We start from the raw sequence: 10,402 nt of genomic DNA on the forward strand, positions 1-10,402 counted from the left end.
CGCTGATCAGGAGCCGCCCGTGCTGTCCCGCGAACTACTGCCCATCCCGATGTCCCAAGGCGGACGCCTGGACATCAACTCCGGCGTCGCCCGGATGAGCGGGAAGATCTGGGCCACCCTCTGGAAGGACGACCGGCGGCAGCCGACGACCGCCGTGCTGATCGTGCATCCCGCCTCCAACTTCATCGGCCACTACGCACTGGAGGAGCTGGCCTCCCGAGGCGTGGCCGCGGTCGGCCTGGCCACCCGGTACGTCGGCAACGACTCGGCGCTGATCATGGAGAACTGCGTCCTGGACGTCGGCGCGGCGATCCGGCGCCTGCGCGAGCTGGGCTACGAGCGGGTGGTCCTGGTCGGCAACTCCGGCGGCGGCGGCCTGGCCGCGCTCTACCAGGAGCAGGCCGAGCACCCCACCATCACCCACACACCGGCCGGCGACCCCGTGGACCTGACCAGCGCGGACCTGATTCCGGCCGACAAGATCGTGATGGCCATGGCGCACCCCGGCCGGGCGATCGTCTACACAGAAGGGCTCGACCCGGCCATCACCGACGAGCGGCGGCCCTTCGACCGCCACCGTTCGCTCGACATGTTCGACCCGGCCAACGGCCCCGCGTACGGCGCGGAGTTCGTCGAGCGTTACCGCGCCGCCCAGATCGAGCGCAACCGCCGGATCACCGGCTGGGCCGCCGAGCAGATCGAGGCGCTGCGCGAGCACACCAGGGAGTCGCAGGACGGCCGGAAGGAGGCGCCCGACGACCTGCCCTTCGTCGTCCACGGCACCGCCGCCGACCCGCGCTTCCTGGACCTGGCCCTCGACCCGTCCGACCGGAAGACCGGCACCCTGTGGGGCTCCCCGTGGGTGGCCAACTTCCAGCCGGCGTCGCTGGGCCACCTCACCAGCCTGCGCTCCTGGCTGAGCCAGTGGAGCTACGACCGCGGCCGGGCCAACGCCTACCGCGCCCTTCCCCATGTCAAGGCGCCGGTCATGGTCGTCTACGGATCGGCCGACTGCGCGGCCTTCCCCAGCCACGCCCGCACCATGTACGAGGCCGTCGCCCACGACCGCCGCGAGCTGGTCGAGATCAAGGGCGCGGACCACTACTTCCAGGGCCGCCCCGACCTGGCCAGGACCATGTGCGACCACCTCGCCGAGTGGAGCCGATGATGGCCGTTCACGACGTGGCCGTGGTCGGCGCCGGGCCGGTCGGGCTCACCGCCGCGCTCGCCCTGGCCCGGCGCGGCGCGTCGGTCGTCGTCCTGGAGGAGAGCGAGCGGCTCAGCACCGAGTGGCGGGCCTCCACGTTCCACCCGCCCACCATCGAGATCGCCCGCGACCTCGGTGTCGTCGGCACGATGTTGTCGAGCGGCATCGTGGCCAGGAAGTACCAGGTGCGCGACCGGCGCGACGGGCTGATCGCGGAGTTCGACTTCGGGCTGCTGGCCGACGAGACCGCGTACCCGTTCAGGCTGCAGCTCGAACAGTACAAGTACACCCAGATCATCAAGGACGCCATCGAGGAGCGGCACGACCGGGTCGCCATCCGGCTCGGGACCGGCGTCGTCGGCGTGCGCCAGAGCGACGGCGAGGCCGCGCTGACCACCGCGTCCGGGGAACGGGTCGCGGCCCGATGGGTGCTCGGCGCCGACGGGGCGCGCAGCACCATCCGCAAGGCGCTGGGCACGCCGTTCGAGGGGCTCACCTACGATCACCGGTATCTCGTGCTGAGCATCGACTACCCGGTGGAGACCCTGCTGCCCGGCATCTGCGACGTCAACTACATCGCCGACCCCGAGGAGCACCTGCTGGTGCTGCGGGTGCCCGACCTGTGGCGGGTCGTCATCTCGGTGCCGCCCCACGTCACCAGCGACGAGGCGGTCTCCGGCAAGTACGTGGCCGAACGGCTGCGCGGCCTGTTCGGCGACCACCCCGAGCTGCCGCTGCGCGAACGGAAGATCTACTCGGTGCACCAGCGCGTGGCCGACGCCTTCCGCCACGGCCGGGTGCTGCTGCTGGGCGACGCCGCGCACGTCAACAGCCCGATGGGGGGCATGGGGCTCAACGGCGGCATCCACGACGCGTTCGACCTGTCCATCCAGCTCGGCGCGGTGCTGACCGGCGAGGCCGGCCCGGACGTGCTGGACGCCTGGGCGCACCGCAGACGCAAGGCCGCGATCGAGGCGGTCAAGGAGCTCACCCACCGCACCACCACCGCCATGGCCGAGCAGGACGAGGTGGAGCGGCGCAAGTACCAGCGCCAGATGTCGGAGATCGCGGCGGCTCCGCAGCGGGCGCGCGACTGGATGATGGACGCTGCGATGATCTCCAATGTACGGACCCATGACCTCCCACCCCGCGCCGGATGAGCGGCTGGCCGCGTACCGCATCGAAGGAGACCGGATGGCTCACGAGCCGAACGACCCGCCAGAACCCGCCGAGCTGAAGATGAGCGTCGCGACCGCCCTGCGCGCCGCGGCGCAGGCGGCGGGCGATCGGCCCGCCATGATCCAGGGCGACCGAGCCGTCAGCTACGCCGAGCTGGACGATCGCGCGGCGCGGCTGGCCGGGGCGCTGGCCGCGCGCGGGATCGGCCCCGGCTCGACCGTCGCCATCGGCCTGTACAACTCCTTCGCGTACCTGGAGACCATCGTCGCGGCGTTCAAGCTGGGCGCGCGGCCGGTCAACATCAACTACCGCTACCGCGCCCCCGAGCTGCGTTACGTGCTCGACTACACCGACGCGGCGGCGTTCGTGCACGACACGAGCCTGGCCGCCCACGTCCGCGAGGTGCCGGGTGACCGGCTGCTCCTGGAGGTCGGCGCCGAGGCGGAGCCGCTCGCGCCGGTCGTGCCGTTCGAGCGGGCCGTCGAGCACGAGCCGGTCCACCGCGACGCCGCCGCCGGCTCGCCGCACGGCATCATCCTGCTCACCGGGGGCACGACAGGCCGGCCCAAAGGCGTCATCTGGGACCGTGACGGCCTGCTCGGCATCCTGCGCGGCGTCTTCCGCCAGGCCGGGCTCGAACCGCCGCGGACGCCGGACGAGGTGCGCACGCGGGTCCGCGAGCTGCGCGAGAAGGGTGGCACGCCGGTCGTGCTGCCGATGTCGCCGCTCATGCACGGCACCGGCCTGTTCCACGCGCTGCGCACCCTGCTGGCCGGAGGGACGATCTGCTTCTGCACCTCCCGCTCCCTCGACGCGGACGAGGTGTGGCGGACCGTCGAGCGGCGCGCGGTCACCGAGATGGTGATCGTGGGAGACGCGTTCGGCCGGCCGCTGGTGGACGCGCTGGCCGCCGCAGAGCGGGCGGGGAGTCCGTACGACATCGGCAGCCTGCGCTCGATGACCAGCTCAGGCGTCATCTGGAGCGCCGAGGTCAAGCGGGAGCTGCTGCGGCGCGGCGGGATGACCCTGATCGACAACATCTCGGCCTCCGAGGGCGGGCCCTTCGGCCAGGCGCTGGCCCGCTCGGAGGCCGACGTGGCCGACGGACGGTTCACGCTGGCCCCCGTCGCCCGGATCCTGGACGAGAACGACCAGGACATCAAGCCCGGCACCGGGCAGGTCGGGGTCCTGGCCAGCGCCGGGCCGCAGCCGGTCGGCTACCTCAAGGACCCGGAACGGACCGCCAGGGTCTGGCGGACCATCGACGGCGTCCGGTACGCGGTCCCCGGCGACCTCGCCTCGCTGGACGCGGACGGCAGGCTGATCCTGCTCGGCCGCGGCGACGGCGTGATCAACACCGGCGGCGAGAAGGTCTTCCCCGAGGAGGTCGAGGAGGCGCTGGTGACCCACCCGAGCGTCTCCGAGGCCGTGGTCGTCGGCGTGCCCGACCCGCGCTGGGGTCAGATCGTGGTCGCCGTCGTCGCGCCGGCGGACGCGCTCGCCGAGGTCGAGGACGAGGCGCTGAGCCGGCACGTGGGCGAGCGGCTGGCCGGGTACAAACGCCCGCGCGCCATCGTCCGGGTCGAGGCCATCCCCCGCAGCCCGGCCGGCAAGATCAACCGGCCGTCCGCCAGAGAGCTGGCCGTCGGCCACCTGCGCCCGGCCACCAAGGAGGCGACACAGTGACTGACGTTCCCTTCCCGATCGAGCAGGGTCACGTGCGGGCGTTCGCCCGCGCCGTGGGGGAGGACGCGGACGTGGTCGTGCCCACCTTCCCGATCGCCTTCTCCCAGTTCGACCCGGACTGGCCGCTGCGCATGAAGCCCGGCGAGCCCTGGAACGGCTCAGGAGCCGACGCGGGCCGCTCGTCGGGCGGAACCGGCGGCCTGCACGCGGAGCAGGAGTTCGAGTACTTCCGCCCGATCCGCGTCGGCGAGACGCTGACGGCCCGCAAGCGGCAGGGCCGCACCTGGCACAAGAGCGGCCGGGCCGGCGTGCTGAACTTCGCCGAGCGCCACGTCGACTTCCACGACGCCGACGGCAACCTGGTGGCCCGCTCCACCTCGGTCTCGGTGCGCATCACCCAGGAGGAGTCCTCATGACGGTGAAGGCAGGCGATCAGGTGTCCCAGGTCGTCGTGACGGACCTCAAACGCACCCAGATCGTCATGTACGCCGGCGCCTCCGGCGACTACAACCCCCTGCACACCGACGAGCCGTTCGCCACCGAGATCGCCGGGCATCCGACCGTGATGTCCCACGGGATGCTCACCATGGGCCTGGCCGGCCGGGTGCTGACCGACTGGTTCGGGCACGAGAACGTACGGCGCTACCGTGCCAGGTTCAAGGCCCCCGTCTGGCCCGGCGACACCATCACCGCGACGGCGGTCGTCACCGACGTCCGGACGGTGGAGGGGCAGCGGCGCGCCGAGCTCACCCTCACGGCGGTGAACGCCGACGGCGTGGAGGTGCTGTCCGGCACCGCCACCGCGATCATCGACGAGGAGGAGCGATGAGCATCGACGTGACCTCGTTGGACGCGATCGACGTGCACACCCACGTGCACACCTCCGTCCACGAGGCCCAGGAGCCCGGCGACGGCAACGACCGGTTCGCCGCGATGGCCGACTACTTCAAGGCCGGCGAGGTCAGGAAGTTCACCGTCCCGATGATCGCCGAGTACTACCGCGGGCGGAACATGGCCGCGATCGTCTTCGGCGTCGACTCCATGCACGTCAGCGGGCGGGAGCAGGTGCCGGGCAACCAGGAGATCGCCGAGCAGGCGGCCCTGCACGCCGACGTGCTCATACCGTTCGCCAGCATCGACCCGCACCGGGGCGCGGCCGGCGTGCGCGAGGCCCGGCGGCTGATCGAGGAGCACGGGGTGCGCGGCTTCAAGTTCCACCCCACCTCGCAGGGCTTCTTCCCGAACGACCGGATGGCCTATCCGCTGTACGAGGTCATCGCCGAGCACGGCCTGGTCGCGCTGTTCCACACCGGCCAGACCGGCGCCGGGGCGGGCACGCCGGGCGGCGGCGGGCTGCGGCTGAAGTACTCCAACCCGATGCACATCGACGACGTGGCCGCCGAGTTCCCCGACCTGAAGATCATCCTGGCGCACCCGTCGTTCCCCTGGCAGGACGAGGCGCTCGCGGTCGCCATGCACAAGCCGGAGGTCTACATCGACCTGTCCGGCTGGTCGCCGAAGTACTTCCCGCCGCAGCTCATCCAGTACGCGAACACGCTGCTCAGGAACAAGGTGCTCTTCGGGTCCGACTTCCCGATGATCACCCCGGAGCGCTGGCTGGCCGACTTCGCCAAGATCGGCATCCGCGACGAGGTCCGGCCGAAGATCCTCAAGGAGAACGCGGCCCGGCTGTTCGGACTCACCGGCAAGGCATGAAACCCGGTCCTGGAGGTCGCCATGCACTACACCGGTCCGTTTGACCGGACCGTCGACGTCGTCGTGCTCGGCCTGGGCGACGCCGGCGCGGTCGCCGCGGTGACCGCCCACGACGCGGGCGCCGAGGTGCTCGTCGTCGAGAAGCAGCAGGCCGCGGGGCACCGCCCCAACAGCCGCTACGCGGCCGGCTTCTTCTGCGTGCCCGAGGACGTGGACGGCGCGGTCGAATACCTGTCGGCGATGTACGCGGTCAACGGCGAGCTGTCCACGGTCGATCCCGCCCTGATCCGCGCCTGGGCCGAGGAGACGGCGGCCAACCCCGCCTGGCTCGACCGGCACGGCGGCGAATACGTCAAGATGGACATCCGCGGCGAGCACCCGTCGCTGCCCGGCCACGAGTCGATCAGGGTCTACAAGGCGCGGCCCGCGGGCGAGCCGGAGGGCTACGCCGGCTGCCCGATGCACGGCTTCCTGCGCGGCCTGGTCGCCGAGCGCGGCATCGAGGTCCGATACGGGACGGCGGCCCGATGGCTCCTCACGGACGCGACGGGCGCGGTCATCGGCGTGGAGACCGAGCATGACAGCGGGATCGAGCGGATCGGCGTGCGCCGCGGCGTCGTCCTGGCCGTCGGCGGCTACGAGTCCAGCGAACGACTCAAGAGGCAGTACCTCCCGATCACCCCCGCGCACTTCTACGGCACTGAGCACAACACCGGCGACGGCATCACCATGGCGATCGAGGCCGGCGCGGAGCTGTGGCACATGAACGTCTGGCCGGGGCACTTCGTGGCCAGGTTCCCCGGAGACGGCTACACCGGAGGAACGGGCATCGATCTGTGGGGATCAGGCCGGTTCGGGCCGGGGGACGAGCGGGCGCCGGGCTCGATCTTCGTGGACGGCACGGCCCGGCGCTTCATCCGCGAGCCCGGCCGCCAGCACGCCGCCAACCTGGAGCTGCTGGCGATGGACGCCGACTCGCTCACGTACCCGAGGATCCCCACCTGGTGGATCTTCGACCAGGAGCGTTTCGAACGGGCGACGCTCGTCCCGACGTACTCGGGCCCGGCCGGGCCGGTCGGCGACTACACCTGGAGCGAGGACAACGTCGCCGAGCTGCGCAAGGGCTGGATCCAGCCGGCCGGCTCCGTCAAGGAGCTGGCCGAAGTCTGCGGCCTCGACGCCGCCGCGCTGGAGCAGACCGTAGCGCGCTACAACGAGCACTGCGCGAACGGCCACGACGCCGACTTCGGCCGCGACCCCGTCACGCTGACCCCCCTCGGCGGCGACCGCTACTACGCGGTCCCGCTCTGGCCCGGCGGGTCCCACACCGTCGGCGGTCCACGCCGTGACGCGAAGGCTCGGGTCGCGTCGATACGGGGAGGTTCGATCAGCCATCTCTACTCCGCCGGAGAGCTAGGATCACTACACGGCCTGCTCTATCCGACCGGCGGTGGCAGCATCGCCGAGTGCCTGGCATTCGGCCGGATCGCTGGACGCAACGCGGCAGCCGACCGGGTAGGTGGAAGTTGACGCTCGAAGTGAGATCAGGCCGGCTCCATGCAGACACAGCAGATGTCCGTGGCACCGACGGCGGTAGGGATGGCTTGACGTGAGCACTGGTGATCGCGCCGGCGAGGGCGGGAGTCAGGGCAGTGGCTCGCAGACCCTGGATCGGGGCCTGCGGCTGCTGGAGCTGCTCGCCTCCGAAGACCGCGACATGACCGTCGCCGAGCTGGCCACGTCGCTGGGCATGCACCGGCAGGCCGTCTACCGCCTGCTCACCACGCTGCGCCTGCACCGCCTGGCCGCGGAGGGCAGCTCGGGGCGCTACCGGCTCGGGCTGGGCGTGATCCAGCTCGCCAGGCAGGCCAACCCGCAGCTCCGCCGTGCCGTCGTCCCCTACCTGCGCACCCTGGCAGAAGAGCTGGGCGCCACCACGCAGTGCGTCGTGGCGGAGGGCGCCGACGCCGTCGTCCTGGCGGTCGTCGAGCCACCCGACGCCATCTTCCACCTCTCCCAGCGCAGCGGCGCCCGCCACCCCCTCGACCAGGGGGCCAGCGGCCTGGCCATCATGCTCTCCCGCCCCGCCCAGGCCGGCGACCCGCCAGCGGTGGTCGAGGCCCGCGAGCTCGGCTACGCGGTCTCCCGCGGCACCCTGACCCCGGGCGCGGTGGGCGTCGCGGTGCCGCTGTACGACAGCGACGGCCACCCGCTGGAGGCCAGCCTCGGCATCGTGTCGATGGTGGACCTGGAGGTCGAACGCACGGCCAAACGCCTGCTCGAAGCAGCGGCCCAGATCACGGCCCGGGAGCTGTAGCCCGCTCGGGGAGCGGTGGTCGCGCCAGGAACATCTGCGGGCTCGCGCAGCGGGTCGGTCACTGCGGGCGGGTCGCGCGGACGTAGTAGAGCAGGTGGGGGAGTTCGCCTTCGGCCTCCACCTGGAAGCCGGCGTCGGGGATCATGGTGCCGAGCAGGTCCTGCGGGTCGTGGCGCATGGCGGGGCCGGAGAGCAGGCCGATGACGCGCCGGGCGAGCGGGTTGGCCGGTGGGCGGAACTCGGCGATGAGCAGGCGTCCGCCCGGGCGCAGCACGCGGAACATCTGCCGCAGCGCCTCCGGCCGGGCGCCGGTAGGCATGTGGTGCACGGCCAGGCTGGAGACCACCAGGTCGAACGAGCCGTCGGGGAAGGGCAGGCTCTGGCCCTCCCCGACGACATACGTGCAGTTCGCCGAGGCGCGGTCGCGGGCGTGGTCGATCATGGCGGGGGACGGGTCGAGGCCGGTGACGTGGCCGGTGGGCGTGACCACGGGGGAGAGGATGCGGGTGAGGTAGCCGGTGCCGCAGCCGACGTCGAGGACGCGGTCGCCGGCGCGGGGCCGGGCGGCGGTGGCCAGGCGGGTGAAGGCGGCGCGGCGGGCGCCGAGGAAACCGATCGTGGCGAAGGCGTCGTAGGCGCGCGGCCGGTCGATGGTGCCGCCCCCGTCGGCATGTTCGTGGTGGCCGTGCAGCAGCTTGCCGAGTCCCATGGTGGTTGGCTCCGTTTCCGTACGATGTGTTCGGTATGAAGCATGCGTTCCCCGTGGAGCGTGGTCAACGAGCAGATCGGACGTGGTGTGCCGTACCGAACAGAGGGCGGGAAAGTGTCCGGAGACCGGAGGGTGCGACGCACGCGGCGGCTCGTTCAGCAGGCGCTGGTGGAGCTGATCCTGGAGAAGGGCTACGACGCGGTGACGGTCACCGACATCATCGCCCGCGCGGACGTCGGCCGCTCCACCTTCTACGCGCACTTCACCGACAAGCAGGACGTGCTGTTCAGCAACCTCGGCGAGCTGGCCTTCCTGCATCGGCTGCCGGCGGCGCGGGAGGCGGAGGAGCTGTTCGCGTTCAGCCGGCCGATGTTCGAGCACGTGCGCGAGCAGGAGCGGCTGGTGCGGGCGCTGCTGGGCCGGCGCAGCGGCGGGCTGGTGCAGGCGCGGGGTGAGGAGCTGCTCGCCGCCGCCGTCAGGAACGAGCTCGTCGCCGCGGGCGCCCGTCCGTCGCCGGGGCTCGACCTGCTGGTGGTCTGCGTGGTGGGGGCGTTCATGGGGCTGATGCGGGCGTGGGTGGACGGCGAGACCAGCGCCTCGCCCGCCGAGCTGGACGCCGCCTTCCGCGCGGCGGTGATTCCCGGTGTACGCGTGGCGCTACGTCCGGACGAGGCCCCGCGCCCGCCGCACGGTCGCCCAGGGTTTACGGTCGTGGGCGGTTGATGCCGGTCTCGTAGGCGAAGATCACGGCCTGGACGCGGTCGCGGAGGCCGAGTTTCATCAGGATGCGCTTCACGTGGGTCCTGGTGGCCGACTCCTCGACGACGAGGGCGGCGGTGATCTCGCGCCGGGTGACGGAGGGGGACAGGAGGGAGTCTCCCGCGGCCACGGTGTGCACGGCGGCGATCAGCTCCTCCGGCGGGCGCGCTTGAGCAGGAAGCCCGATGCCCCGGCCCGCAGCGCGCCGAAGATGTAGTCGTCCTGCTCGAACGTGGTGAGGATGAGGATCTTCACCTCCGGCGCCGTCCGCGAGAGGTGCCGGGTGGCGGCGATGCCGTCCAGATCGGGCATCCGGACGTCCATGAGCACGACGTCGGGGGCGAGCCGGCCGGCCCGCTCGACGGCTTCGCGGCCGGTGGCGGCCTGGCCGGCGATCTCGATGCCGGGGCCGGCGGTGAGCAGCTCGATCAGGCCGGCCCGCATGAGGTGGTCGTCGTCGGCGATCAGGACGCGGGTCGTGGCGGGGAGCCTCCGTAGGGGAGCCGGGCGTGCAGGCGGTAGGCGTCCTCCAGCCTGGTGGCGTCGAGGGTGCCGCCGGCCAGGGTGGCTCGCGCGCATGCCGATGACGCCGTGGCCGTCCGCCCGGTGAGGGGCGCCGCGCACGGGGTTGGTGACGGTGAGCGCGAAGTCGGGGCCGGTGACGTCGAGGTCCACCCGGAGTCCGGCGGTGCGGTGGTGGGCGATCAGTGTGTCGAGCGAGGCGAGTCCCGGCGGAGTGGTGGATTCCGGGTCGTCCTCGCGTGCAGAGTCTCCGCGTGCAGAGTCTCCGCGTGCAGAGTCTCCGCGTGCAGAGTCTCCGCGTGCAGAG

The 10,402-nt window shown here is 72.1% G+C and carries 10 protein-coding genes and 1 pseudogene; 9 read left to right on the top strand and 2 right to left on the bottom strand.

Features of this window, described 5'->3' with window-relative positions; genetic code table 11:
• The first annotated feature begins 19 nt into the window (after nucleotides 1–19).
• The 8 genes from ABFX54_RS14795 (at nucleotide 20) to ABFX54_RS14830 (ending at nucleotide 8,105) form a co-directional block, all read left to right on the top strand.
• Nucleotides 20–1,168, top strand: coding sequence for an alpha/beta hydrolase (locus ABFX54_RS14795; protein WP_346105127.1), 1,149 nt, complete (start codon nucleotides 20–22; stop codon nucleotides 1,166–1,168).
• On the top strand, nucleotides 1,165–2,367 hold the full coding sequence (locus ABFX54_RS14800) for an FAD-dependent oxidoreductase (protein ID WP_346105129.1): 1,203 nt from the start codon (nucleotides 1,165–1,167) through the stop codon (nucleotides 2,365–2,367). The genes ABFX54_RS14795 and ABFX54_RS14800 overlap by 4 nt, the downstream gene beginning before the upstream one ends.
• Nucleotides 2,342–4,072, top strand: coding sequence for an AMP-binding protein (locus tag ABFX54_RS14805; RefSeq protein WP_346105130.1), 1,731 nt, complete (start codon nucleotides 2,342–2,344; stop codon nucleotides 4,070–4,072). The genes ABFX54_RS14800 and ABFX54_RS14805 overlap by 26 nt, the downstream gene beginning before the upstream one ends.
• Nucleotides 4,069–4,488 carry an FAS1-like dehydratase domain-containing protein gene (locus ABFX54_RS14810; protein ID WP_346105131.1) on the top strand — a complete coding sequence of 140 codons (420 nt, stop codon included), beginning with the start codon at nucleotides 4,069–4,071 and terminating at the stop codon, nucleotides 4,486–4,488. Before ABFX54_RS14805 ends, ABFX54_RS14810 begins: the two co-directional genes overlap by 4 nt.
• The gene (locus ABFX54_RS14815) at nucleotides 4,485–4,901 is read left to right on the top strand and encodes a MaoC/PaaZ C-terminal domain-containing protein (RefSeq protein ID WP_346105133.1); all 417 of its coding nucleotides are present in this window, start codon (nucleotides 4,485–4,487) and stop codon (nucleotides 4,899–4,901) included. Before ABFX54_RS14810 ends, ABFX54_RS14815 begins: the two co-directional genes overlap by 4 nt.
• Nucleotides 4,898–5,788 carry an amidohydrolase family protein gene (locus ABFX54_RS14820; protein ID WP_346105134.1) on the top strand — a complete coding sequence of 297 codons (891 nt, stop codon included), beginning with the start codon at nucleotides 4,898–4,900 and terminating at the stop codon, nucleotides 5,786–5,788. Before ABFX54_RS14815 ends, ABFX54_RS14820 begins: the two co-directional genes overlap by 4 nt.
• Nucleotides 5,789–5,809: 21 nt before the next feature.
• Nucleotides 5,810–7,318: an FAD-dependent oxidoreductase gene (locus ABFX54_RS14825; protein ID WP_346105136.1), complete on the top strand. Its 1,509-nt coding sequence runs from the start codon at nucleotides 5,810–5,812 to the stop codon at nucleotides 7,316–7,318.
• A 79-nt stretch (nucleotides 7,319–7,397) separates the two neighbouring features.
• The gene (locus ABFX54_RS14830) at nucleotides 7,398–8,105 is read left to right on the top strand and encodes an IclR family transcriptional regulator (protein ID WP_346105138.1); all 708 of its coding nucleotides are present in this window, start codon (nucleotides 7,398–7,400) and stop codon (nucleotides 8,103–8,105) included.
• 58 nt (nucleotides 8,106–8,163) lie between these two features.
• Here the strand turns inward: ABFX54_RS14830 and ABFX54_RS14835 are convergent, their stop codons facing one another.
• A complete protein-coding gene (locus ABFX54_RS14835; protein ID WP_346105140.1) occupies nucleotides 8,164–8,814 on the bottom strand; it encodes a class I SAM-dependent methyltransferase in 651 nt (216 codons plus the stop codon).
• Nucleotides 8,815–8,946: 132 nt separating this feature from the next.
• Here ABFX54_RS14835 and ABFX54_RS14840 point away from each other — a divergent pair, with 132 nt between their 5' ends.
• Nucleotides 8,947–9,537: a TetR/AcrR family transcriptional regulator gene (locus tag ABFX54_RS14840; protein ID WP_346105141.1), complete on the top strand. Its 591-nt coding sequence runs from the start codon at nucleotides 8,947–8,949 to the stop codon at nucleotides 9,535–9,537.
• Here the strand turns inward: ABFX54_RS14840 and ABFX54_RS14845 are convergent.
• Nucleotides 9,518–10,017, bottom strand: a pseudogene (locus ABFX54_RS14845) (response regulator). The gene ABFX54_RS14840 and the pseudogene ABFX54_RS14845 sit on opposite strands and share 20 nt — an antisense overlap.
• Nucleotides 10,018–10,402: the final 385 nt, after the last annotated feature.

The sequence above is a fragment of the Nonomuraea maheshkhaliensis genome, from assembly GCF_039529435.1.
GTDB lineage: Bacteria > Actinomycetota > Actinomycetes > Streptosporangiales > Streptosporangiaceae > Nonomuraea > Nonomuraea maheshkhaliensis.